The sequence below is a fragment of the Nocardia crassostreae genome (genome assembly GCF_001613405.1).
Taxonomy (GTDB): Bacteria; Actinomycetota; Actinomycetes; order Mycobacteriales; family Mycobacteriaceae; genus Nocardia; species Nocardia crassostreae.
In genome coordinates this window covers 374,969-398,838 of the sequence record NZ_BDCH01000012.1, presented here as the reverse complement: position 1 = coordinate 398,838, position 23,870 = coordinate 374,969, and the positions used below count along the sequence as shown (strand labels likewise).

Genomic DNA, 23,870 nt, shown 5'->3' with positions numbered 1-23,870 from the left:
CGCCCGGCCGCCACCCCCCGAGGAATCGCTGCGCGATGCTGTGCTCACTCGTTCACCTCGCGGCAGGCCCGGTAGAAGTCGGACCATTCGGTGCGCTGGCGGACCACGGCCTCCAGGTATTCGGTCCACACCACCGAATCCGTGACCGGATCCTTGATGACCGCGCCCGGCACCGCGCCCGCGATATCGGAGGCGCGCAGCACGCCGTCCCCGAAATGCGCCGCGAGCGCGAGGCCATTGGTGATCACCGAAATGGCCTCGGCGGTCGACAGCGTGCCCGACGGCGACTTCAGCTTGGTGCGCCCGTCGGCGGTCATACCGGAGCGCAGTTCCCGGAAGACCCGCACCACGCGCCGCACCTCCTCCGCGGCGGCGGGCACGGCGGGCAATTCCAGTGCGGCGCCGAGCTGTTCGACGCGGCGGGCCACGATCGCGACCTCCTCGTCCTCACCGGCGGGCAGCGGCAGCACCACGGTATTGAAGCGCCGCCGCAGCGCGGAGGACAGCTCGTTGACGCCGCGGTCGCGGTCATTGGCGGTGGCGATGAGATTGAACCCCTTGGCCGCCTGCACTTCCGTGCCGAGCTCGGGCACCGGCAGCGTCTTCTCCGACAGCACGGTAATGAGCGCGTCCTGCACGTCCGAGGGAATGCGGGTGAGCTCCTCGAGCCGGGCGATGGACCCGGCGCGCATGGCCGTCATGATCGGCGAGGGCACCAGCGCCGCCTCGCTGGGCCCCTCGGCCAGCAGGCGGGCATAGTTCCAACCGTAGCGAATGGCCTCTCCTCCGCGGTGCCCGAGGTGCCCTGCACCAGCAGCGTGGACTGCCCGGCCACCGCGGCCGCGAGATGTTCGGACACCCAGGTCTTGGCGGTGCCGGGCACGCCGATGAGCAGCAGTGCGCGATCGGTGGCGAGGGTGGCGACGGCGACCTCCATGAGGCGGCGCGGGCCGACGTATTTGGGGCTGATCACGGTGCCGTCGGCGAGAGTCCCGCCGAGCAGATAGGTGACCACCGCCCACGGCGACAGTTTCCAGGACGGCGGGCGGGGCCGATCGTCGGCCGCCGCCAGCGCGGCGAGTTCATCGGCGAAGGCCTGTTCGGCGTGCGGGCGGAGCAGGGTTTCGCGTTCGTCGGTGATGGTCACGTCAACTCCTCGAGCATCGTCTTGCGTTGAATTAGGTCGTGGGCGAGCTGGTCGAAAGCCTGCTCCCAGTAGGGGTCTCCGCATTTGCGGGCGATTCCGGTCACCATGGCGGCCACGTCCACCGGGAAATGGGCGGAGGCGGCGCGGAAGAGGGTGCGATACGAGCCCGGCACCAGACTCGGTGCGCCCGGCCGGTCGGCGGACAACTGCGCGCGCTCCAGCAGCAGCCGCAGCACATGCTCGGCCATGGCGCCGGGCCACGGATGCGGCATGGCGCGCAGCAGGGATTCGATCTCGGCGAGCCAGCTGGAGTCCAGCCTGCGCAAATGCCGCACCTGCTCCGCCTCGGGCTGCAGCGCGAACAGCTCGCGCAGCTTCTCGCTGTCCACCTCGCCCGCCTCGGGTGTTCCGAAGGTGCCGAACAACGCCCCGTCCCACTGCGAATCCCGTTGGGCCAGTGCGGCATCCGCCCAGCCCGAGAACATCGGCCCGCGCACCCCCTCGGCCATGGGCGCGCGCACAGCCTGCTGCGGCGGCCCGAGCACCCGCTCCCAGTGCGACAGCGGCGTCGCCGCCACCACCCGGTGCAGCCATTCGGCCGCCAGATCCGGTGCGCCGTCGGCCCGATACGCGGTGTACCCGAAGGCATCCCCGACACCATCGCGCCGCGCGGCATCATCGAGCACCCCCGGCCCGGTGGTGGTCAACTGCGGCTGCCGCAACCGCTGCCCGAAGCTCAGCCAGGCCCCGGCCCGCGCGGCCATCCGCCCCGCGAACGCCGAATCCGGCAGTCGCCCGAGCAGATCCGCCGCCAGCCGCCGCACCTTTGCACGCCGATCGTCGAGGGCCTCCTCCAGCAGCCGTTCATCCTCGAGCGACAGCCCGTCGGCCAGCACCGCCAGCAATTCCATTTTCCCGGGCCCGGACTCGGTGCCCCAGCTGCTGGACAGCGCGGCCCGCGCCGCCCCTGGATCCCGTTGCCGCAACTGCGCCAGCCAGGCCCGCCGCTCGGCGGCTCGCCCGTGCGCCCACACCCCTTCGTCCTCGGCCGCCGCCCGCACCAGCGTGCGCCATCCGGGATGCTGCCCGGCCAGCCACCGGCCCCGAGCCCCCGCCAGTCGCAGCAGCGGTTCCCGGTGCGGTGCAAGTGATTTGGCCCGATCCAACAGGATTCTGCTCAATGCGTCCGGAGCCCGGAAGTCCCGCTCGGCCGCGACGGCGAACCATTCCTCGAGGAATGGCGAATTGTCACTGAGCAGGGCGGCCAGCCGGGCCGCTGCGGCCTGCGGCAGCAACGGCCGCGGATCCGCGTCGGCGACGCCGTCCCGGTCCGCCGACCCGGCGATGAACCCGCCGCGTGCGAAACAGTCCTGCAGCGCAACGGATTCGAGCAAGGCAGCCGCGGGTTCCCGGGTCAGTCGCCCGGCGACCGCCGCCACCGGCGCGGCCAGCCCTGTCTGCTCGCCACTGCGGCGAGCCGTCCCGACCAGTGCGGTGGACACCAGCTCCGCCCCGCCCGCGCCGCCGTCGAACTCGATCGGTATCCCGCTCGGCATGCCGCGCGAACTACCGTCCCCGACAAGCACATCCACCACTGCTCCGGCGGCGAGCGCCGCCACGGGAACGAGACCGTCGACGGTCCATTCACCGATCAGCGTGACCGGATGCCCGCCGGAGAACCCCAGCAACCGCCACGGCTCGCCATCGCCGATCGCGACCGGCAGCGACGCCCCCTCGGATTCCACGACATACCAGCCCTTTTCACCCCGCACCGGCACGATGTCCGTCAGCAGGACCGGCCACCCGCGCAGAAAGGGATCGGCCCCCAGCGCCCGCGCATGCTCCGCCAGCGCCGCCGCGATACTCCCTGACCGCGCCTCGCCCGCCGCACCAGAGCGGAGATCCGAGACGCCGTCGTCAGCTGCCGAACCCTCGTTCCCGGCACCGAGCACGGTGGTCGGCGCGGTACCGCCTGCGGCGACGGGATCAGCTGTCGCCGTGGCGGAACGGTGTGGCGTCGACGTGGTGACGGGTTCGGGGGTGGCGTGGCGGGCGCCCCAGAGGGCGCGCAGGGGCGCGGCATTCGGGTAGAAGTGCAGGTAGGCGTCTACTTGAAAGCCGAGGGGCGGGGTGTCGGGCGGGAAGCTGGGGCTGCCGTGGCTGTGGTCGATGAGCAGGGCCCAGCGGGCCGTGGTGCGGCCGCGCAGCCAGACGCGGCGGGTGTGCAGATTGTCCTCGACGGAGCTGTGCAGGCCCAGGACCATCCAGTGATCGCGGACGGCGGGTTCGGCGCGCACGGATTCCGCGGGGACCGGGTAGCCGATATGGGTGCGGATGCTGGATTGCAGGGCGGGGGAGAGGTCGGCCAGGCGGCGGTGCGCGGTGGCGAGCAGGTGCAGGCGGGCGTATTCGCGCAATAGTTGCCCGGGCCAGTCGGAGCGAGTGGCCAGGCGCGGCAACCGGCGCAGGGTGAGGGCCACGCCGGGGGCCTGGGCGTCGACCATGCGGGCGGCCACGGTTTCGAAGGCGTGGTGCGAGCGGTCGGCCTGGGCCAGACCGGTGCGGACCTGGTCGGTGAGCCAGGTGTCCAGGTCGGCGAGGCCCACGGTGACGCGGGCCTGGCGCTGATCCGCGGTGGCGGAGTTGGCCGGGCGCGACTTCGCTTCGGGCGCGGCCTTTTTCGCCTCGCGGGCGGCGCGGCCCGCCAGCCATTCGGCGGCGAAATCGGCGGGCGCGTCCGCGGCCGGTACCGCGCCCTCGGACCAGCACAGCAAAAGCGAGAGCGCGTGCTTGCACGGGAATTTCCGGCTCGGGCAGGAACATTTGTAGGCCGGGCCGGAAATATCGACGATGGTTTGATACGGCTTGCTGCCGCTACCCTTGCACAGGCCCCACAAAGTGGTCTCGTGGCGGCCGCTGGTGGTCCACTTGCCACCCAGTTTGCGGGCCGCGGTGAGCGATGCGCCATCGGGTGCGATCGCCGCGATCTGATCGGCGGTCCAGGCGGTGGTCATCGATCCCCCTTCCTTCGTTGCCATGTTTCTATCGCAGGGCACCGACAAGTTCGGGGGTAACGGCAACAGCGCTGGCGCACTGGGGGTTTCGGCGCGGAAAGGTGTCGGGAGCAGCGTCCTGAATTGCTGGCATTTCACTGTATTCGAATGTGAAACACTTCCGCCTAATGTGAAAATATAGGCACAAAAGGCACATTCGATATTCCAGAATCATGCCGCGGAGTTACCGTTGAGCAAGCCCGGACATCGTCAGATCGAAGGAGCCGCACATGAGTCCCTGGACCGTCCTGAGCATTCTCGTCACAGGCTCCGCCATCGCCCTCAATGCCAGTTCGCTGTTGCTGAATATCCTGAGTCTTTTCAGCCTGCTCACCCCCTGACCGCACACCGCGCCCACGGTAGGGTGCCCGGTATGCCCCGCGTCGCGATCGAATACTGCACACAGTGCCGCTGGCTGCTGCGCGCGAGCTGGATGGCTCAAGAGTTGCTGTCCACCTTCGCCACCGATCTCTCGGAGGTGGCCCTTGTGCCCGGCGAGGGCGGTGTCTTCCGCATCACAGTGGACGGTGAGCAGATCTGGGAGCGCAAGACCGACGGCGGTTTTCCCGACATCGCCGTCCTCAAACAGCGCGTCCGCGACCGGGTCGCCCCCGGCCGCTCGCTCGGTCACGCCGACAAGGCCGCTGGCACGACGGGCGGGACCGCCGCGCCAGCCGACTGAGCGGGCGGGGGCAGGAGGCAGGCGTTCGGTTAGTTGATCGAACTACTCAGGTGTTGTACGTTCCTGAGCGGGGAGTTCTTTCTTGCCAGCAGTGGGGGGCGAGGGGGACGCATGACTTTCAAGGCTGATCTGGAAATCCTAGGAAAGCTAGGGACCACACTGCACGGCCTGGCACAAGAGGCGGCGCAAGCCAAGCCGAAGGAAGCCGAGAGCCCGGCACCCGACGAGCCGTTGCTATCCGGGGTGGCGGCCGGGCAGATCATGGTCGATCTCGTCGACAACTCGCTGATTCCGGCTGCGAAAGAGCGGTTGAGCGAGACCGGGGATGTGATGATCAACGCCGTCAGCGAGTTCGCCAGCGCGGAAGAATCGTCGGTCGACCGATTCGTGACGTTGTACAACCAGGCCACCGGCGACTGGACGGTGGAAGGCGCGCGGTGACTGCGTTGACCCCGTTGGAGTGGTTGCGCACCGCCGATCCGCAAGTGCTCAATCGATACGCCGCCACGTGGGTATGGACCGGTGACAATCTTGAAACCGCGTTCACCAAGTACCGCAATGCGGTCACCCAGGTGAACGGGACCCATTGGGAGGGCAAGTCCGCGGAGGCTGCCCAAGCCCGCGCCGAGTCGGATCTGACGACCATGCGGACCCTGAGCGACAAGCTCGACGCACTGGCCACTCGCGCCCGGCAGGGATACACCGAAATCAACGAGCCGCTGCAACGAGCCCGAAACCTGCTGTCGGAGCCGGAGAGTCGCAGTTGGCAGGTCGGGCCGACCCTGGTGGTGACCGCACCCGACGGCACCGACCAGACAGCAGTCGACGAGTTCTCCCGCGATCTGAAGGACAACGCCTATGCGGCGATGGTCGCCGATGGAGCGGTGCGGGATGCATTGAACGCCGCGCGTGCCGGGTTGGCGGCGGCCTTCACCTCCGCTGCGGCTTTGGGCGCGGAGCAGGGGAAGAACGATGGCGCAGTGCTGGCGGACAACCCGGCACAACTGAGCGATGTGGCATTGCAGCGGCTTCTCGAGGCGGGTGAGCTGACGCAGGAACAGATCGACGCTCTCCGTGCGGGCGACACCGCCGTGATCCCCGCTTCGCAGATGGAGTATCTGAACCAGATCGCGGATTCACTGGATGGCAAGAGCCCGCAGGAGATTCAGCAGATCATGGACCAGCTGCCGCCCGACGCGCAGCAGGCGCTGGCCAACTCGTTGCAGATCGTGTCCAACCCGAAGGTGTCGGCCGGACCAGTGCAGAACGATGACAAGGACCTACCCAACAACGGGGTAGGCGGACTGGGCCAGCTGCCCGCAACGATGCGGGAATCCCTGACTCGCAAGAACAATCTGCTCACCATTGCCGGTGGGCAACAGGGCCTGATTATCGGAACCGACGATCTCGCCGAGACCACCGCATTGGCTCAGATCGCCGGGGCCAGCGACCCAAGTCTGCGAGTCGGCAGCGGAATAGACCAGGCTCTGCTGGAAAAAGCGGGCGCCTATATGGACACTCGTAGCGAGATCGCGAAGAACTACCCATTTGCGCGCACTGACGACGTCACCGCCCAGGCAGCGCAAACGATCTTCGACGCTGTGGGCGACGACAAGGCCGCGCTGTGCGATGTTGTCACCAACGGAGAATCCGGTCAGCGGTTCATCAGCAATATCCACACGCTGGACTGGACCGACGACGGCGCGGCCGCAGCCAAGCTGTTCGCCTTCGACGACGGAGCCGCGACGGTGGAAGACCCCAACAACAAGGTCGATGTCAAAGACGCCGAACGCGTCGGCAACATCATGAGCGCCGTGGCACAGTACGAAGCCAGCGATGACGCCTGGAAAAAGCTCTCCGACATGTCCGGCAACAAGAGCGAATCCGTCGGCGAACAAAATCCCCTGCTGATCCGACAACTGGCAACCAGCATGAGCCCGTACATCGAAGAACTCGCAGGTGGGGACCGGTCGGATATTCGTGGCTTCGAGACTTCGGTAGAGAACGGAAAAAGCTGGCTCGATCCCGACTCGAACGGATCGTATCGGGGTGCTCGGAACGTCTTCGCGTTGATGAACACCGACGATGAAGCCGCCCAGATCTTCAACCATGAAGCGGCGAAGGCTGCGCGCGCCAATGAGGTCGAGTTCGCGCACGATCCGGTCTCCGAGAATGCCCTGGCGAACATCGAAACGGCCGGACGGATCGATGGCCTGATCGATGCTGGGCTTTACCAGGAAGCCAAAGACGATGTAGAAGCTGCGGACAAGGCGGCCGATGATGCCTACCAGGAGAAGGAACGAATCTTCAATACCGGCAAGTCTGGCGTAGCCATTGCGACCAAGCGCATCCCGCTGTTGGGCGACATCATCTGGGACCTCGCCGATGGACAGATGGACCCCGTCAAGGAGTCGATGATCGGCCCGAAGCCAGAGGCCAGCGACGACCCTCAACACACCCGGCCCGATGACATATTCCGGACCCACAACATTCTCACCCAGGCAGCGATCCCACCTAATGTGCAAGAGAAGTACCCTAATTTATTCGAAAACGGTTCACTCAAGTCGTGGCATGATCTCACGACCGGACAACTTGGCGAGGTTGAGACAAATCGAGCGAACCTAACCGCCGTACTCAACGCAATCGACGGTGAGCCCGATAGTGGTGAACAGATGCGGGACGCCTACGAGAAGGCGGCGGAAGGATTGCCTGCACGAGCCAAGAAACCGAACAGCGGAGGATAATGAAAACTCTCGAGAAAATGCGCGTAGCGGGCTTCGCTGCGGCAATATTGATTACCTTCGCTGCGACGGCGGCATGCTCCGAGAACGCGCCAGCCACCGAGAAGCCTGCAATATGCACCGAGACCGCACCGGACTTTGCCCGGTTGAACTACGACGCCCTCAGCCGCATGTAGATCCCATCAGAATTGCAGCAGCGGTATCCCAGCCTCTTCGAGAACGGGTCGCTCAAACCCTGGGAAGCCCTCACCACCGGAAAGTTGAGTGACGTCGAGCGGAATCGAGCGAACGTGACCGGCCTGTTGAACATTGTCGACGGAGATTCCGACGTAGGAGAGCAAATGCAGAACGATTACCTCGACAAACGCAATCAAGAATGCAGCGAGTCTCGCTGAAGATCGCATGGCTTCGATTGGACGAATCCGGAGACCGAAAAGTGAGCGATTCCGTCAACTATGATCTTCCGCCTGAATACAGGGAGATGTGGGCGCGAGCGGAGGCTGAACTCGCGCAACAGCAGCAAGATTCGGCATCGCGAGCCGACGCCGGAACAGGCGCACCAGGGTTCGAGGATGAAGTCAGTTACGAGGATTGGGCTGATGACACTTGGGGGTCGAGGATCGCAGCACCGCCCTGGTGAACCCGCGAATCCCGAAACGATGAACGGCCGGTCACCACTTGTGACCGGCCGTTCGTTTCACAGATCGGCAATAGCCGCCAGCGGTGGCGTCCGTGCGGCGCGCACCGCGGGCCACAGCGCCGCGAGCACGCCCACAATGCCGGAGCAGACGAGCATGAGCACGATCTGGCCCCACGGCACCGTGATCTGCTCGAGCCCCAGATCCCGCAGGGTGCGCAGGAATCCGACGCCCAGGCCCAGCCCCAGCACCACGCCGATGACCGCGCCGAAGATGGCGATGAGCATGGATTCCAGGTAGATCGTCCGCCGCACCTGCGGCCGCTGCATGCCCACCGCGCGCAGCATGCCGATCTCGCGGCGGCGCTCCACCACCGACAGCGCCAGGGTGTTGACGATGCCGAGAATGGCGATCACCACCGCCAGCGCCAGCAGGCCGTAGAGGATGGCGAGCATGGTGTTGATCTGCTGGCCCTGCGCGCCCTTGAAGTCCTCACGATCCTGCACCTGCACGATGGCATAGGGCTCCATGGCCTTTTCGAGATCGGTGCGCATGGCGGGCAGATCCGCACCCGGCTGCGCGGTGATGAGCACCAGGAAGTTGGTGCGGAAGTTCACCGGCATGACCTGGTTGTACAGCGCCATCGGCGCGACCAGCGGCCCGAGCAGCTGGGTGTCCTTGTAGACCCCGTTCACGGTGACCTGGTACTTCTTATTGTCCAGGCTGGTCACCTCGACGGTCTGCCCGACCTTCCAGTTCCGTTCACCGGCAACGGTTTCCGACACCATGATGCCGTTGTCACCGAACTGATCGCTGCCCTGCAGGATGTCGTAGCTGAGCACCTGATCCAGCGGCCCCTCCGGCACCGTGCCGAACACCTGGTCGTCGCCGACCTTCAGCGCCACCGCGTGCAGCGGCACCACATCGCGCACGCCCTCGATGCCCTGCACGGCCGGTCCGGCGGCCAGCGGCACCCCGATGAAGCTCTGCGGCGGCCCGGCCAGGATGTAGTCGGCCTTCACGCCCTTGTCCACCAGCTCCCCGACACTGGCCTTGGCGGAGGCGCCGAGCATGCCGATGGCCGATACCAGCATGAGCCCCAGCGTCAGCGCGAAGGCGGTGGCGGCGGTGCGGCGCGGATTGCGATGGGCATTGTTGCGCGCCATCCGCCCGACCGGCCCGAACGGCCGGGTGAGCCAGCCGAGCGCGCCGAGGATCGGCCGCGACAGGGCCGGTGAGGCGAACAGCACCGCGAAAATCAGTGCCAGCGCGCCGATTCCGACGGTGAGCGCGGCATTGCCGCCGGTGTTCCGCGCCCCGAGCACCACCAGCACCACACCGGCGACGGCCAGCACCGCACCGGCAATGGTGCGCAGCCACAGCGATTCCCCGTACGCGCCGAGTTCGGAGCGCATGGCCTCCACCGGCGGAATGGTCGCGGCCCGCCGTGCGGGCGCGTAGGCGCTGATCACCGTGACCAGCACACCGACCAGCATGCCCACCACAATGGTGCGCGGCTGCACCGACATGGATCCGGTGGGCAGCCCGAGATCGAAGGCATTGAGCAGCGCCGAGAGCCCGAAGGCCAGGCCCACGCCCGCCACGAGTCCCAGTGCGCTGCCGATGATTCCGATGACCGTCGCCTCGGCCACCACCGATGCGCCGACCTGTCCGCGGCTCGCGCCCACCGCCCGCAGCAGCGCCAGCTCCCGCAGTCGCTGGGCGACCAGCATGGAGAAGGTGTTGTAGATGATGAAGGTGCCGACGATCAGCGCGATGGAGCCGAAGGCGAGCAGGAAGTAGTTGATGAACTTGAGGGCGTCCTCCACCTCCTTCTTCATGTCCTCGCGCACCTGATCGCCGTTCTGCACCTTGTAACCCGGTACCGCCTTGGCGATCTCGTCGCGCAGCGCGTCCGGGTCGACCCCGGGCTCGGCGGCGATATCGACGTAGCCGACGTGCGAGCCGTCGGTGAACAGCTGCCGCGCCTGGGTGTCGTCGAACAGCAGATTGATGAATCCGCCGGTATTGCCCGGCAATTCGTAGATACCGGAGACGGTGACGTCGATATTGCCCTTGGACGGGATCAGCACCTTGGTGGTGTCGCCGACATGCAGTCCGGCCCGGTCCGCGCCGCCCTGGTTGATGGCGATCTCACCGGCCTTGCTCGGCGGCACGCCCTCGATGAACGTGTCGGGTTCGGCGATCGCCTTGTCCGGCGGCAAATACGACATGCCGAAGCTGGGCGCACCGCCGGTCTGCACCGCCTTGCCGTACTTCAGCAGCACGACGGGCCCGCTCACGCTGGGCGCGACCGCGCGCACGCCGTCCATGGCGGCGATCTTCTCGACATCCGTATTCGGAACACCAAGGGACTGGCACTCTTTCGGCTGCACCCGCACATCGACGCCCTGCGCCTGATTGGCGAAGATCCCGTCGAAGGTGCGCTGCAAGGTATCGGTGAATACGAAAGACCCTGCGATGAAGGCGGTTCCAAGTACCACCGAGAGCAGGGTGAGCGCCAATCGCACTTTGTGCGCGGCGAGATTGCGCAAGACCACCTTGCGCATCGGTTTACCGGACATCAGACGGTCTCCAGCGACTTCATCTTGTCGAGCACGGATTCGGCGGTGGGAGCCCGCAATTCGTCGACGATCTGCCCGTCGGCAAGGAACACCACCCGGTCGGCGTAGGAGGCCGCGCGCGGATCGTGCGTCACGATCACCACGGTCTGCCCGAACTCGTCCACCGCCGCCCGCAGAATGTTCAGCACCTCGCCGGAGGAATGCGAGTCCAGATTGCCGGTCGGTTCGTCACCGAAGATGATGTCCGGCTTCCCCGCCAGCGCCCGCGCACACGCCACGCGCTGCTGCTGACCGCCGGAGAGCTCACTCGGCGTATGCGTGAGCCGATCCCCCAGCCCGAGCCGCTTGATCACCGTGGACAGCCATTCCTCATCGGTCTTGCGACCCGCGATATCCAGCGGCAGCGTGATGTTCTCCAGCGCCGTGAGCGTCGGCACCAGGTTGAACGCCTGGAAGACGAACCCGATGCGGTCGCGCCGCAGCTTGGTCATCTGCTTGTCGGAGAGCTTGGTGAGATCGGTATCGCCGATGTGCACGGTGCCGGAGGTGGCGGCGTCCAGCCCGGCCAGGCAGTGCATGAGCGTCGACTTCCCGGAGCCCGAGGGTCCCATGATGGCAGTGAACTCGCCCCGCGCGAACTCGGCTGTCACCCCTGCCAAGGCCTGGACCCGGGTATCACCCGATCCGTAGGTCTTCATCAGATCGGTCGCCCGTGCGGCGACCGCGGCCGTGCCCTTGTCGAGGGTGACGGAATCCGAGACGTTCGAAGTCATGCTGTCCAGTGTGTAGAGAATGCCGGATGCGCGCCATCCGGGATCCCCCGGAGAGCGACACCCTCACAGACTCCACAAAAAGAATGATCAGCCGATCGGGGCGTTGTTCCACCAGTGCAGGAATTCGGCTTCGGTGGCGACGTATCCGGCGCTGTACATGAGGGCCACGCCGCGCCCGGCGCCCTCGAAGGCGGTCACCATGCGCGGCCGATACTCGTCGCTCCCGCTGAGCAGGTAGTTCGTATACGTGTGCCCGTCGATCGTGGTGGTCGACCTGGTATTCGCCAGTAGCGCGTCCAAGGCCGCCTGCGCCTCGGCCGCCGACGGGTAGAGCATGAACTGATAGGCCGCCTTGGCATTGCCCCCGAAGCAGCTCCACATCGTGCGCCACGCACCGAGGTCGGGATCATCGCTGCCGGTCGAGGTCGACGGCTGCGCCTTGCCGTAGGTCAGGCACCCGGCGCTCTGATAGCCGGTTCCGGAATTGAAGGTCAGCGTCGGGTCCGGATCGGGCGGCAGCATATCCGGGAACAGATTGGCCAGCACCAGTGCGTCCGCGCCCTGCTGCTCGGTCGGCCCGGCCGCCGGGCTCGCCTCGGGCGTGGTCGTCGACGGCGTGGTCGGCGGCTCCGTCGGCGCGACCGTTTCGGTGGGAGTGCTGTTCGTCGGCGGCGATTCGTAGTTGCTCGACCGGTCAATCAGCACGAGAAAACCGCCGACCGCGAGTATGGGCGCGAACACCACCGCGACGATCACGATCAGGCACCCGCGCGTGCACGATCTGCGCTGCGGCGGCACCGCCGGGGACGGCGGGGCCTGGGTTCCATTCGCCGCGTGCGGTCCGTTCGGACTGTAGAAAGTTCTTTTCGGCGCGGATTGCAATCCGATCGGAACCGATTGCGAACCGACCGTCGGGGCATACGGACTGGCCGCCACCACCGGATACCCGGTCGGAGTCGCCGGGCGCTGCCCGACCAGCGCATACCCGCCGGAACCCAGCAGAGCCTGCTCGGCCGCCGTCGCGAACTCCGTGCACGAGTCGAACCGGGCCGCCGGATTCTTCGCCATGGCCCGCGCCAGCACCGCGTCCAGGGCGGGCGGCAGGCCCGCGCGCAGCGCGCTCACCGGCGGCGGATCGTACAGATGCCCGCGAATGGCCGCGCCCGGATTGGTGGCGGCGAAGGGCACGGTGCCGGTCAGCAGCCGGAACAGCGTGCAGGCCAGATAGTACTGATCACAGCGATGGTCCAGCGGCAGATCCGAAAGCTATTCCGGCGCGGCATAGGACAGCGTCGCGGTGAAGGACCCGGTCCGGGTGAGCTTGACCGATTCCTCCAGCAGCCGGGCAATGCCGAAGTCCGCCAGGAAGACCCGTTCCTCGCCGTCATCGTGTTCCAGCAGGATGTTGGCCGGTTTCACATCACGGTGCAGCACGCCCTTGCGGTGCGCGTAGTCCAGCGCCTGCGCGGTCTCGGCGATGATTCGGATAGCTTGCGCCGGTGGCAGATTCGCGGCATCGAGCCCGGCGGCATCGGAGCCGTCGATATAGCGCATGGAGATCCACAGCTGATCGCCCTCGACGCCGCGATCGTAGATCGGCACGATGCGCGGATGCTCCAGCCGCGCCACCACATCGGCTTCCCGTTCGAACCGGGAGCGGATCTCGGCGTCCCCGAACAGCTCCCGATTGAGCAGCTTGAGCGCCGTGCGCCGCGGCAGGCGCGGGTGCTGCGCCAGATACACCGCACCCATACCGCCGCGGCCGAGCTCGCGTTCGATCAGATAACCGGCGAAAACCTCACCGCTGCGCAGCAATCCGGCCTCAGTTCAGCGGCGCCGACCGCCACCAGCGCAGCACCTCGTCCATGCTGCCCACGACACCGTCGGTGTACATGAGGACCTGGGCGCGGTCGCCGTCACCGGTGAACACGGTGACCATGCGCGGGCGGGACAGATCGGTGAACTGGTAGTTGGTGTAGGTCTTGCCGCCATTGGTGTCGCTGGACTCGGAGTCCGCCGTGAGGCCGTTCACCGCCGACTGCAGATCGGCCGCCGAATCGTAGGCGTAGAAGCGGTAGAACGGATCGGCATTGTCGCCGCCGCCGAAGCAGCGCCACTGCACGGCCCAGTTCCCGAAATCGGGCTCGCCCTCGGACTTGTCCGGCGGGCTGCTGTAGTCGGCGGTCCAGCAGGTCGCGCTGTTGTAGCCGACATCGCCGGTGGTGGAGGCGGGCAGCATGCGCGGGAACTCCGTAATGAGGGTGTCCGCGGAGACCGGCTTGTCGGTGACCGTCGTGGTGGTGGTCGACGATGCCGTGGTCGTCCCGCCGCTCCCGCTGTCACTGGCCGCGAGGACCACCACGACGCCCACGACGAGCAGCACCACCACGCCGAGCACGGCGGCGATGATCAGCCCGGCATTGGACTTGCCCGGCGGCGGACCGGGCGGACGGCCGTGGCCCATCGGCATGCCGGGCGGCGCGACCGGCGGCGGACCGGAAGGGGTGTTGTACGAATACGTCCCGGGCGGGGCGGTGTACTGATTCGTGGGATTCCCGGCGTAGGTATTGGCCACCGGCTGCGGCGGCGGCGTGGCCGTATTGACCGCGGTCTGATACGCGTTCGGGGCGGCGTGCCGCGGCCCGGAGGCCGGCATGGGACCGCCGGTCGGCATCTGCCCGACGGGCATACCGGACATGGACGGTCCGGGCATGGGCTGCCCCGCCGTCGGATTCGGCCCGGCGGTGTGCTGCCCCATGACCGGCATGGGCGGCGCGGTGCGCGGATTCACCAGCGGCATGACCGGCGAACTGGGCGAGGCCAGCGCGCGGCGGGCCGCCGCGGCGAAATCGCTACAGGTGTCGAAACGCTCCTCGGGCCGCTTGGCCATGGCCTTGGCCAGCACCGCGTCCAGGGCGGGCGGCAGGCCCGGCCGGGCGCTGCTCAGCGGCGGCGGCGGATTCTGCAGATGCCCCTGGATGACCGCGGCGGGATTGGTGGCCGAGAACGGCCCGGCGCCGGTGAACAGCCAGAACAGCGTGCAAGCCAGGGAGTACTGATCCGACCGCCCGTCCAGCGCGGAGCCGGTCAGCTGTTCCGGGGAGGCGTAGGCCAGGGTCGCGGTGAAGGTGCCGGTCTGGGTGAGGTGGGTGCTCTCGTCGCGCAGCCGGGCAATGCCGAAGTCGGTCAGGTAGACGCGTTCGCCCTTACCGCCGGTGGAGCGGGCCAGCATGATGTTGGCCGGTTTCACATCGCGGTGCAGCACCTGGTTGCGGTGCGCGTAGTCCAGCGCGTCGGCGGTCTCGGCAATGATCTGCACGGCGCGTTCCGGCGGCAGGCTCAGCGGATTCACGCTGGCGGCGTCGACGCCGTCGATGTACTGCATGGAGATCCACAGCTGCCCGTCTTCGAGCCCGCGATCGTAGACGGTGACGATATTGTGGTGGTCGAGCTGGGCGACCAGGTCCGCCTCGCGTTCGAAGCGCGCGCGAATCTCCTTGTCGAAGACCATTTCCCGATTCAGCAGCTTGAGCGCCGTCATCCGGGGCAGACGCGGATGTTTGGCCGCGTACACCGAGCCCATGCCACCGCGGCCCAGCTGCCGCTCGATGACATACCCGGCGAAAACGTCACCGTTGGACAGCATGACTTGCTCCCACTTCCCACGTCGCGCACCGGGACCCACCGGGGCGTGACATACCGCAAACGATCGGCGTGATCGCGCTCGGGCCGATCCGGAAAACACCAGAACCATAGCAGGGGGCGGATGCCGCCGTACTTACGTCGTAGGGGCGGCCGGTGCCATTGGCCAGCAAGTCGATTCACCCCCTGGATCGGGCCTTGTTCGGATACTTATCCACCTATCTATCCGCATCGCGCTTACGCAACACTGAACGATCTCTTGTAGGTGGCCCCGGAACGATCTTGTGTAAACAGAGCGTGACCCACGTCTCCTGTCGGTGGGCAGCGATAGGCTGACGGTCATGCGCATCGGAGCTCACGTACGCAATGACAGCGACCCCATCGGGGCGGGCGAGAAACTCGGCGCCGATGTCATCCAGATGTTCGTGGTGGATCCGCAGAGCTGGGAGAAGCCCACACCGCATCCACTGGCCGCGGAGATCAAGGCCAGCCCCATCGATGTGGTGGTGCACTCGTCCTATCAGATCAATGTGGCCAGCCTGAACAACCGGCTGCGCATGCCCTCGCGAAATGCGGTGGCGCTCCAGGCGCAGGCCGCCGCCGACCTCGGGGCGTTCGGGCTGGTGGTGCACGGCGGGCACGTGCGCTCCGACGAGGAGCTCGTCGAGGGGATCCTGAACTGGCGCAAGCTGTTCCAGCGGCAGGAGGACAAGGGCGGCTTCGCGGTGCCCATCCTGATCGAGAACACCGCGGGCGGAAATCACGCCATGGCACGGCATTTCGACGATATCGCCCGCCTGTGGGAGGCGGTCGGCGATTTCGGGGCCGGATTCTGCCTGGACACCTGTCATGCCTGGGCGGGCGGCGAGGAGCTGCTCGGCGTGGTGGACCGGATCAAGTCCATTACCGGCCGCATCGATCTGGTGCACCTGAACTCCTCCCGCGACGAGTTCGATTCGGGCGCGGACCGGCATGCGAATCTGGCCGACGGCACCATCGATCCGCAGCTGCTGGTGGATGTGTGCAAGGCGGTGGACGCCCCGATCGTGCTGGAGACCCCGGCCGACGGCGTGGCCGAGGATCTGGAGTTCCTGCGCGAGCAGGTGGGCTGACGGCTTTCGATCCGGCTGACGCTAAACCTGTCTCACCGGCGGGGCTGCTGGTGTGCTCGAGCTACGCAAACGCTCGAGCGAAAGGCCATGTATGTCCGTCGAATACGCCACCGCCACCGCCACCGTCGTACAGCTCGGCAGCAAGATCGGGGCCCGCGTCGACGGCGTCCGGCTGAGCGGGGATCTGGACTCCGAGACGGTATCGCTCATTCGCGATGCCCTGCACAAGCACAAGGTCATCTTCTTCCGCGGGCAGGAGCATCTGACCGAGGACGGGCAGTACGAGTTCGCGCAGCTGCTCGGCACGCCGACGACACCGCATCCGACCGTCACCTCCAAGGGCGTGAAGTCGCTGCCCATCGATTCGGAGTACGGGCGCGCCAATAGCTGGACCTTCGTGGATCGGATTCCGAAGGCGTCCATCCTGCGCGCGGTGCATCTGCCCTCCTACGGCGGGTCGACCACCTGGGCGTCCACCGTGGCCGCCTACGACTCGCTGCCCGCGCCCTTGAAGGTGCTGGTGGAGAACCTGCGGGCGCGGCACACCAATGCCTACGACTACGCCGCCGATCGCACCGACGCCGTCTCCGAGAACGCCCATGGCAAGGCCTACCGCGAGGGGTTCGAGTCCACCTACTACGAAACCGAGCACCCGGTGGTGCGGGTGCACCCGGTGACCGGGGAGCGGGCGCTGCTGCTCGGGCATTTCGTGAAGAATTTCGTCGGCCTCACCACCGCCGAATCCCAGACCCTGTTCCAGCTGCTGCAATACCGGGTGACCAAGCTGGAGAACACCACTCGCTGGAACTGGCAGCTGGGCGATGTCGCCATCTGGGACAACCGCGCCACCCAGCACTATGCCGTGGACGACTACGACGGTCAGCCGCGGCGGCTGACCCGCATCACCCTGGCCGGGGATGTGCCGGTCGGCGTGCACGGTGACGAGAGCGCCGTCGTCAGCGGCAATGCCGAGCACTACTCGATCATCGAGGAGGTCGCGCCGCGCGCGGCATGATGGAAGGCATCCCCTGGCCCGCGGTGCTCTTGCGCGCATCGCGACCAGGGGTCCGGGGCCGGTGCGGCGGACACCCTCTCGACCGTCGCATCGGCCGCTATCGTTCAGTCCTGTGAGCATCGAGGAGATCAGGCCGCTCGACGGGGTGCGAGTGCTGGAGTTGGGCAACTACATCGCCGCGCCGACGGCGGGACGGATTCTCGGCGACTTCGGGGCCGAAGTGATCAAGGTGGAGCGCCCGAAAACCGGTGACGAGCTGCGGAATTGGCGGCTACACGGCGGGGACACCTCGATGCTGTACCGGACCGTGAACCGGAGCAAGAAGTCCATCACCCTGGATCTGCGCACCGAGGCCGGGCGCACGATCGTGCTGCGGCTGCTCGAGCAGTGCGATGTGCTGCTGGAGAACTTCCGGCCGGGCATGCTCGAGAAGTGGGGACTCGGGCCGGAGGTGCTGAACGCGGCCAATCCGAATCTGGTCATCACCCGGATCTCCGCGTACGGGCAGACCGGTCCACTGGCCAACCGACCCGGATTCGCCGCGGTCGCCGAGGCGGTCGGCGGGCTGCGCGAACTGGTGGGCGATCCGGATCGGCCGCCGGTACGCACCGGGGTCTCCATCGGCGATTCCATCGCCGGTATCTATGCCGCCTTCGGCACCGTCATGGCGCTGTTCCAGCGCGAGCGGGTGGAGCGGGTTCCATTGGAGCAGCGCATTATCGATGTCGCGCTCAACGAGTCGATCCTGTCGGTCATGGAATCGCTGGTCCCGGACTACCTCGCCTACGGCATCAATCGCGAACGGGTGGGCGGGCGCATGGAGGGCATCGCGCCCAGCAATGCGTATCCGACCAGTGACGGGTTCAGCATTATCATCGGCGGCAATGGGGATGCCATCTTCCAGCGCTATATGCAGGTCATCGACCGTCCCGATCTGGCCGCGGATCCGGAGTTGCAGGACAATGCCGGACGCTGGCACAATCGCGAGCGGCTGGACGCCTCCATTGCCGAGTGGACGCGGCTGCACACCCGCGCCGAGGCGCTGAAGCTGCTCGAGGAGGCCGCGATTCCGTGCGGTCCCATCTACACCGCGGCCGATATCGTCGCCGACTAGCAGTACAAGGCGCGCAATATGATTCAGCCCTTCCGCGTGGATGTCGGCGAGCCGGAGCCCAAGGAGGTCGGGTTCACCGGGATCGTGCCGGTCATCGGCGGACAGTCGCTGGCCATTCGCAATGTCGGCCCGGATCTGGGTGAGCACACCCGCGAGGTGCTGTCGGAGCTGCTCGGCATGTCCGACAACGAGATCGACGGTTTGGAGGAACGGTGACCGCGATCCTGCGTGATGTGACGCTGCGCGACGGGCTGCAGCTCACCGGGAAGGTCCTGCCCACCGAGCGCAAGCTCGAGATCGTGCGCGAGCTGCTGGCGCTGGGCGTGCCCGAACTGGAGATCGGCTCCATGGCGCGGCCGGATCTGGTGCCGCCCATGGCCAATACCCTCGAGCTGGTGGCCGCGCTGACACCCAAGGAGCTGCGACGCTGCTGGGTCTGGGTGGCCACGCCCCGGCACGTGGAGAAGGCGGCCGCGGCCGGGGTGCGCAATTTCCAGTACTGCTTCTCGGTCTCCGATGCCCACAACAAGGCCAATATCGGCCGCACCACCGAGGACAGCCTGGCCGCCATGCCGGATGCCGTGCGCCTCGCCCAGGCTGCGGACGGGCGCATTCAGCTGTGCCTGGCAACGGCTTTCACCTGCCCGTTCGACGGACCGGTGGATCCGGAGCGGGTGCTGGCCATTGCGGCCGATCCCCGCGCGGCGGGCGCCGCGGACATCGTCCTCGCCGATACGCTCGGCCAAGCGCATCCGGGTCAGGTGGCGGCGCTGGTGTCGGCGGTCACCGCCACCGGTCCCGGCGGCCATGCCGGGGGACGCTGGGGCACACCGGAACACCGCATCGTCTTCCACGGCCACGACACCTGGGGCATGGGCGTGGCGAACTCGCTCGCCGCCATTGCCGCGGGCGCGAGCGTGGTGGACGGGGCGCTGGGCGGGCTGGGCGGCTGCCCGTTCGCACCCGGCGCCTCCGGCAACACCTCGAGCGAGGATCTGCTCTTCGCCACGCGTCCAGGGTGGTTCACACCGCAGGCGTTGGCGGCGCTGGTCGGGTTGTCCGAGCAGTTGCTGAATGAACTCGGCGAACCCAATCGTTCCCGTGCGGCCGAGGGCAGTCGCTCCAAGGCCGAGGCTTTCGAATGGGTTGTTCGCACGCCGGAGTGATTCGCGGCGGCGCAAATAGGAGCGCCGCCCATTCATTCCAATTGTTTGCTAAGTGTTAGCTCTATCCGCGCGCAACTTCAGCAATACCAATCCGGCAGTGCAGGCGAGAATCAATCCCGCAACGGTGATTTCGACATGTAGACCGGCAATCCCGAGGACGGCGCCCGCGACTCCACCTAGGAAGATCAGCCACGCCACGGTCCGGGCCAGAATTGCCGACCACCGCGACGGCTGTGCGGCCGCCGGTTCCCCGGCCCGCGCGGGCACGCGCAGCGGAGATGTCGAAAAAGCACCCATCATCCACTCCTCGATGACGCTCGCCGAATCCGCGCGAATCCGCGGCGCGTCCTTCGGCAAATTTCGAGCGTCTCACGTGTAACTTTGGACACACATTACGGCTCGGCAACGAAAAGTCCATACGACACGTGCGGTCAACACGCTGATTTTACTAATTCGATATCTGAATCATCGCTGTTTGAGATATTTTCGTAGCCCGCAATTCGGCCCTCTCGCGCGCCGAACAAGACCGACCGCCCGCCTGGCCCCGAGTCACCGCCTCCGTTAGGGTGAGCCCACTCGAGACGAATCAGGAGTGCCACCAATGCACGGCAGCAACGCCGACGCGGACGAGCGCGGCGACCTCCCGCTGCGCCGCCTACCCGCCCCCGTGAAGGGCGCGGCCGCCGCGGTGGGCGTAGTGTCGCTGGGCCTCGTCCTGATAGGTTCCTGCGGCCTCGGCCGCCAGGACACCTACGTCCCCCCGCCCCCGCTGAACGCCGATCTCCAAGCCGCCCCGAGCATCTCCCGCTCCTCGGGCACCACCACCCCCGCCGTGATCATCCCGCCCTCCCCCACCTGGCGCGTGGCCTCCGGCCCCCTCCCCCGCCGCACCACCACCAGCACCGAACCGTCCACCACCGAATCGGACGCCCCGGAAGACGCGGACCCCAGCACCTCCCGCACCACCCGCCCGCGCCCCAGCCGCACCACCACCCCCGAGACGACGGTCGAATCCCCCCGTCCCACAACGGAACCCTCCACCATCCTCGATCCGGAGCCCCCGCCCACGGTCGAGATCACCGAACGCCCCCTCCCGCCCGGCGACGGCCCGGAGTAGACCTCGCCGGAGACGATCGCGGACGGGTCAGAACTCGACGAGGGTGTGGTCGGCCACTCGATCCGTGAGCACTCGGAGGTGTTCGAGGTCGCCGCCCAGGGTTCGGGCGATGGCGGTGAGGCGGGCCGCGTAGTGGCTCACCGGGTATTCGGTGGTTATGCCTATGCCGCCGTGCATTTGGATTGATTCCTGGGTTATGTGGCGGGCGGAGCGGCCCACCTGGAGGCGGGCTCGGGAGGCGATCAGCGGATCTGGGACGGCGTCTTCGAGGGCGGCGGTGGCGTAGAGGCTCATGCTGCGGGCCAGTTCCAGGGAGACGTACATGTCGGCGGCGCGGTGGGCGAGGGTTTGGAACTTGGAGAGGGTCACGCCGAACTGTTGGCGGGTTTTGAGGTAGTCGGTGGTGAGGCGCAGGGATTCCTCCATGGCGCCGAGGGATTCGGCGCAGAGGGAGGCTTGGGCCCGGGCCGTGGCGATGGCCAGGGCGGCCTGGGGGTCGCCGCCGGAGAGGAGTTCGGCGGGGGCACTGGTGAATTCGATCTGGGCGCCGCGGCGTTCGTCGAAGGTGCGGTACGACGTGCGGGTCACGCCCGCGGCGTCGGCGGCCGTCAGGAACAGGCCGGTGCCGCCGTCGCGCAGCTTGGCGCTGACCACCAGGTGGTCGGCGCAATCGCCGTGCGGGACCGGGTTCTTGATGCCGGTCAGCAGGTAGCCGTCGCCCTGGGGGACGGCGGTGGTGGTGGGTTCGGTTGCGGGCCAGCGGGTTCCGGGCTCCTCGTGAGCGAAGGCGAGGAGCTTGGTCCCGGCGACCACCTCGGGCAGGATGCGCTGCCGCTGCTCGGAGGTCCCCGCGGCGGCGAGCTAGGACCAGACCTGACGGCTCCAGCCGAGATCGGTGTCGAGAACCTTCAGACGATTTTCCGGATCGTAGGTGCGCGCCAACAGGTCCCGGACCGTGTCGCGCAGCATGACCTGTTCATCGGTGAGTTCGAAATCCATGGCGGCGGCTCACGATCCGAGGATGGTGGAGGCGATGATGGTGCGCTGCACCTCGCTGGAGCCTCCGTAGATGGTGGTCTTGCGGTAGTTGAGATAGCCGGGACCGGTGCGCTGCGCCCAGGCGGGCGAGGCGATGTCCGCGGCGTGCACGGGCAGCGCGTCGGGTCCGGCGATATCCAGCAGCAGTTCGGTGGCGGCCTGCTGGAGTTCGGAACCGCGCAGCTTCAGCACCGAGGAGGCCGGATTCGGTTTGCCGTCGGCGGAATTGGAAACCACGCGCATGAGCGTGAGCTCCAGCGCGAGCAGCTCGTTCTCCAGCTCGGCGACGCGGGCCGCGAACACCGGATCCTCGAGCAGCGTGCCGGATCCGGAGCGGGTCTGCGCCGCATACTCTTTCGCCACACCCAGCTTCACTTTGGTGCGGCCGACGCCGGTAATGCCGGTGCGCTCGTTGCCGAGCAGGAACTTGGCGTAGGTCCAGCCCATGTTCTCCTCCCCGACCAGTTGATCGGCGGGCACCCGGACATTCTCGAAGAAGACCTCGTTGACCTCGTGATGGCCGTCGATCAGCTTGATCGGGCGAATGGTCACCCCGGGCGTCTTCACATCGAAGAGCAGCAGCGAGATGCCCGCCTGCTTCTTGGCATTCGGATCGGTGCGCACCAGGCAGAAGATCCAATCGGCGTACTGGGCCAGGGTGGTCCAGATCTTCTGCCCGTTGACGATGTAGGAGTCCCCGTCACGCACCGCCGTGGTGCGCAGCGAAGCCAGATCCGAACCGGCGTCCGGCTCGGAAAAGCCCTGGCACCACCAGATGTCGAGGGCGGCGGTCGGCGGCAGGAAGCGCTGTTTGAGCTCCTCCGACCCGAACTGCGCGATCACGGGGCCGATCATCTGGGCATTGAAGGTCAGCGGTTCCGGCACCGACGCCAGCTGCATCTCGTCTTCCCAGATGTGGCGCTGCATGGGTGTCCAGTCCTTGCCGCCCCATGCCACCGGCCACTTGGGCGTGGCGAGCCCGTGCGCGTTCAGGATCTTGTGGGTGGTGACGATATCGTCGCGGGACAGCTCGCGACCGTACTTGACGCGTTCACGAATCTCGGCGGGGATCTCGGTCCGGTAGAACTCCCTGAGTTCGTCCCGGAATTTCACCTCGTCCGGTGACAGGGCAAGCTTCATGGCATCTCCCAGCGTTGCTGTCGTGTCAACGACAAACTTACTACCCGGTAATAGAATGCCTGTCGGCTGCATCACAGTCCCGGGCGGGCTCGGATGACGCCCGGCACAGCAAGCTGGTACGTTGCCGAGAGATCCGGATCGCGGGTTGTCGTCGAAATCCGGTATCCGAGTTCGAATTCGCAGGAGCAGCACGAGTGAACGGCAGGACCCTCTCCCGGCGCGTCGCATCGGTCGTCGCCGTCGCCGCCAGCGCGGCGGTCCTCGGCGCGACCACCGCCGCGGCCGAACCGGCCGAACCGGCCAAGTCCCCGGTCGAGATCGCCATCGAGCAACTCACCGTCGCCGCAGGTGACAATGCCGACGCCAAGGCCGCGGTGGAAACGACGGCCAAGGGCGCGCAGCTGATCTCGGCCGCCAAGCTGAGCAATATCGCCTGGACCCCGTTCGGCTACCAGGCGCCGACCATCGGCTGCGGCTCCAATATGCCCTTCACCATGACCGTCGCCTCGGCCACCGTGAGCCCCGACGCCTCCATCACCGTCCCGCAGGGCATGGTGCGCTTCCAGGCCACCCCCGCGCACTCCGGTATGCCGCTGGCGTCCGGGCTGAGCGTGGTCTGGCTCAATCTGGCCAATGGCCGCAGTGGGATCAACGGCCTCGACGAATTGACCGAGTACGGCCTGCCCGCGCTGGCCAAGACCGTCGACTCCGGTCCCGGCACCGTGATCGCCACCCTGTGGGGCAGCATCGACTATCCGGCCGCCCGCTGCGCGGTGCTGCCGACCATCGGCCTGTTCACCGTCCCCGAACCGCCCAAGGATCCCGCGGCCGCGCCGGTCGACACCGGTTCCGGCACGGGCTCGGGCACCGGTTCCGCGGCGCCCGCCAACTGACCTGATACACGAAA

15 protein-coding genes and 3 pseudogenes are annotated in these 23,870 nt (G+C 67.2%); 9 read left to right on the top strand and 9 right to left on the bottom strand.

Annotated features, from left to right (window positions below; genetic code table 11):
* Nucleotides 1-44: 44 nt before the first annotated feature.
* Nucleotides 45-1,147, bottom strand: a pseudogene (locus NC4_RS08635) (ATP-binding protein).
* Entirely contained in the window at nucleotides 1,144-4,161 is a 3,018-nt protein-coding gene (locus NC4_RS43855) for an SWIM zinc finger family protein (RefSeq protein WP_067534750.1), read from the bottom strand. The pseudogene NC4_RS08635 and the gene NC4_RS43855 overlap by 4 nt, the downstream one beginning before the upstream one ends.
* Before the next feature lie 412 nt (nucleotides 4,162-4,573).
* Here NC4_RS43855 and NC4_RS08625 point away from each other — a divergent pair, with 412 nt between their 5' ends.
* The 3 genes from NC4_RS08625 to NC4_RS08615 all read left to right on the top strand — a co-directional run bounded on the left by NC4_RS08625 (nucleotide 4,574) and on the right by NC4_RS08615 (nucleotide 7,626).
* A complete protein-coding gene (locus tag NC4_RS08625) occupies nucleotides 4,574-4,882 on the top strand; it encodes an Rdx family protein (protein WP_067534747.1) in 309 nt (102 codons plus the stop codon).
* A gap of 111 nt (nucleotides 4,883-4,993) precedes the next feature.
* A complete protein-coding gene (locus NC4_RS08620) occupies nucleotides 4,994-5,323 on the top strand; it encodes a hypothetical protein (protein WP_067535986.1) in 330 nt (109 codons plus the stop codon).
* Nucleotides 5,320-7,626, top strand: coding sequence for a TPR repeat domain-containing protein (locus NC4_RS08615; protein ID WP_157554392.1), 2,307 nt, complete (start codon nucleotides 5,320-5,322; stop codon nucleotides 7,624-7,626). The genes NC4_RS08620 and NC4_RS08615 overlap by 4 nt, the downstream gene beginning before the upstream one ends.
* A 694-nt stretch (nucleotides 7,627-8,320) precedes the next feature.
* Here NC4_RS08615 and NC4_RS08605 read toward each other — a convergent pair.
* The 5 genes from NC4_RS08605 to NC4_RS08590 form a co-directional block, all read right to left on the bottom strand.
* Nucleotides 8,321-10,846 carry an ABC transporter permease gene (locus NC4_RS08605; RefSeq protein ID WP_067534738.1) on the bottom strand — a complete coding sequence of 842 codons (2,526 nt, stop codon included), beginning with the start codon at nucleotides 10,844-10,846 and terminating at the stop codon, nucleotides 8,321-8,323.
* Nucleotides 10,846-11,619, bottom strand: coding sequence for an ABC transporter ATP-binding protein (locus NC4_RS08600; protein WP_067534735.1), 774 nt, complete (start codon nucleotides 11,617-11,619; stop codon nucleotides 10,846-10,848). The genes NC4_RS08605 and NC4_RS08600 overlap by 1 nt, the downstream gene beginning before the upstream one ends.
* Nucleotides 11,620-11,706: 87 nt before the next feature.
* Nucleotides 11,707-12,807, bottom strand: a complete 1,101-nt coding sequence (locus NC4_RS42285) for a serine/threonine-protein kinase (RefSeq protein WP_245721570.1) — start codon at nucleotides 12,805-12,807, stop codon at nucleotides 11,707-11,709.
* A 78-nt stretch (nucleotides 12,808-12,885) separates the two neighbouring features.
* Nucleotides 12,886-13,434, bottom strand: coding sequence for a serine/threonine-protein kinase (locus tag NC4_RS42280; RefSeq protein ID WP_245721569.1), 549 nt, complete (start codon nucleotides 13,432-13,434; stop codon nucleotides 12,886-12,888).
* A 7-nt stretch (nucleotides 13,435-13,441) separates the two neighbouring features.
* Nucleotides 13,442-15,265, bottom strand: a complete 1,824-nt coding sequence (locus NC4_RS08590; protein WP_067534732.1) for a serine/threonine-protein kinase — start codon at nucleotides 15,263-15,265, stop codon at nucleotides 13,442-13,444.
* Between the two features lie 337 nt (nucleotides 15,266-15,602).
* Between NC4_RS08590 and NC4_RS08585 the strand changes: the two genes are divergently transcribed.
* The 5 genes and pseudogenes from NC4_RS08585 (at nucleotide 15,603) to NC4_RS08560 (ending at nucleotide 20,785) form a co-directional block, all read left to right on the top strand.
* The gene (locus NC4_RS08585) at nucleotides 15,603-16,373 is read left to right on the top strand and encodes a deoxyribonuclease IV (protein WP_067534729.1); all 771 of its coding nucleotides are present in this window, start codon (nucleotides 15,603-15,605) and stop codon (nucleotides 16,371-16,373) included.
* A 91-nt stretch (nucleotides 16,374-16,464) separates the two neighbouring features.
* A complete protein-coding gene (locus NC4_RS08580; RefSeq protein WP_067534726.1) occupies nucleotides 16,465-17,388 on the top strand; it encodes a TauD/TfdA dioxygenase family protein in 924 nt (307 codons plus the stop codon).
* 112 nt (nucleotides 17,389-17,500) lie between these two features.
* A pseudogene (locus NC4_RS08575) lies at nucleotides 17,501-18,718 on the top strand (CaiB/BaiF CoA transferase family protein).
* Complete coding sequence (locus tag NC4_RS08570) at nucleotides 18,715-19,668, top strand: hydroxymethylglutaryl-CoA lyase-like TIM-barrel protein (protein ID WP_067534723.1); 954 nt, start codon at nucleotides 18,715-18,717, stop codon at nucleotides 19,666-19,668. The pseudogene NC4_RS08575 and the gene NC4_RS08570 overlap by 4 nt, the downstream one beginning before the upstream one ends.
* 601 nt (nucleotides 19,669-20,269) lie before the next feature.
* Nucleotides 20,270-20,785 (top strand): hypothetical protein, encoded by a 516-nt coding sequence (locus tag NC4_RS08560; RefSeq protein ID WP_067534720.1) that lies wholly within the window; start codon nucleotides 20,270-20,272, stop codon nucleotides 20,783-20,785.
* A 27-nt stretch (nucleotides 20,786-20,812) separates the two neighbouring features.
* Here NC4_RS08560 and NC4_RS08555 read toward each other — a convergent pair.
* Both NC4_RS08555 and NC4_RS08550 read right to left on the bottom strand, forming a co-directional pair.
* Nucleotides 20,813-21,784: pseudogene (locus NC4_RS08555) on the bottom strand (acyl-CoA dehydrogenase family protein).
* Between the two features lie 9 nt (nucleotides 21,785-21,793).
* Entirely contained in the window at nucleotides 21,794-22,963 is a 1,170-nt protein-coding gene (locus NC4_RS08550) for an acyl-CoA dehydrogenase family protein (protein ID WP_067534717.1), read from the bottom strand.
* Between the two features lie 194 nt (nucleotides 22,964-23,157).
* On the opposite strand from NC4_RS08550, the gene NC4_RS08545 reads away from it, so the two are divergent.
* A complete protein-coding gene (locus NC4_RS08545) occupies nucleotides 23,158-23,856 on the top strand; it encodes a hypothetical protein (protein WP_067534714.1) in 699 nt (232 codons plus the stop codon).
* The last annotated feature ends 14 nt before the right edge of the window (nucleotides 23,857-23,870 follow it).

What these genes read in the sequence shown, in the direction of transcription:
- NC4_RS43855 (WP_067534750.1), bottom strand. Translation starts at nt 4,161, where the DNA reads ATGACCACCGCCTGGACCGCCGATCAGATCGCGGCGATCGCACCCGAT.
- NC4_RS08625 (WP_067534747.1), top strand. Translation starts at nt 4,574, where the DNA reads ATGCCCCGCGTCGCGATCGAATACTGCACACAGTGCCGCTGGCTGCTG.
- NC4_RS08620 (WP_067535986.1), top strand. Translation starts at nt 4,994, where the DNA reads ATGACTTTCAAGGCTGATCTGGAAATCCTAGGAAAGCTAGGGACCACA.
- NC4_RS08605 (WP_067534738.1), bottom strand. Translation starts at nt 10,846, where the DNA reads ATGTCCGGTAAACCGATGCGCAAGGTGGTCTTGCGCAATCTCGCCGCG.
- NC4_RS08600 (WP_067534735.1), bottom strand. Translation starts at nt 11,619, where the DNA reads ATGACTTCGAACGTCTCGGATTCCGTCACCCTCGACAAGGGCACGGCC.
- NC4_RS08590 (WP_067534732.1), bottom strand. Translation starts at nt 15,265, where the DNA reads ATGCTGTCCAACGGTGACGTTTTCGCCGGGTATGTCATCGAGCGGCAG.
- NC4_RS08585 (WP_067534729.1), top strand. Translation starts at nt 15,603, where the DNA reads ATGCGCATCGGAGCTCACGTACGCAATGACAGCGACCCCATCGGGGCG.
- NC4_RS08580 (WP_067534726.1), top strand. Translation starts at nt 16,465, where the DNA reads ATGTCCGTCGAATACGCCACCGCCACCGCCACCGTCGTACAGCTCGGC.
- NC4_RS08560 (WP_067534720.1), top strand. Translation starts at nt 20,270, where the DNA reads ATGCACGGCAGCAACGCCGACGCGGACGAGCGCGGCGACCTCCCGCTG.
- NC4_RS08550 (WP_067534717.1), bottom strand. Translation starts at nt 22,963, where the DNA reads ATGAAGCTTGCCCTGTCACCGGACGAGGTGAAATTCCGGGACGAACTC.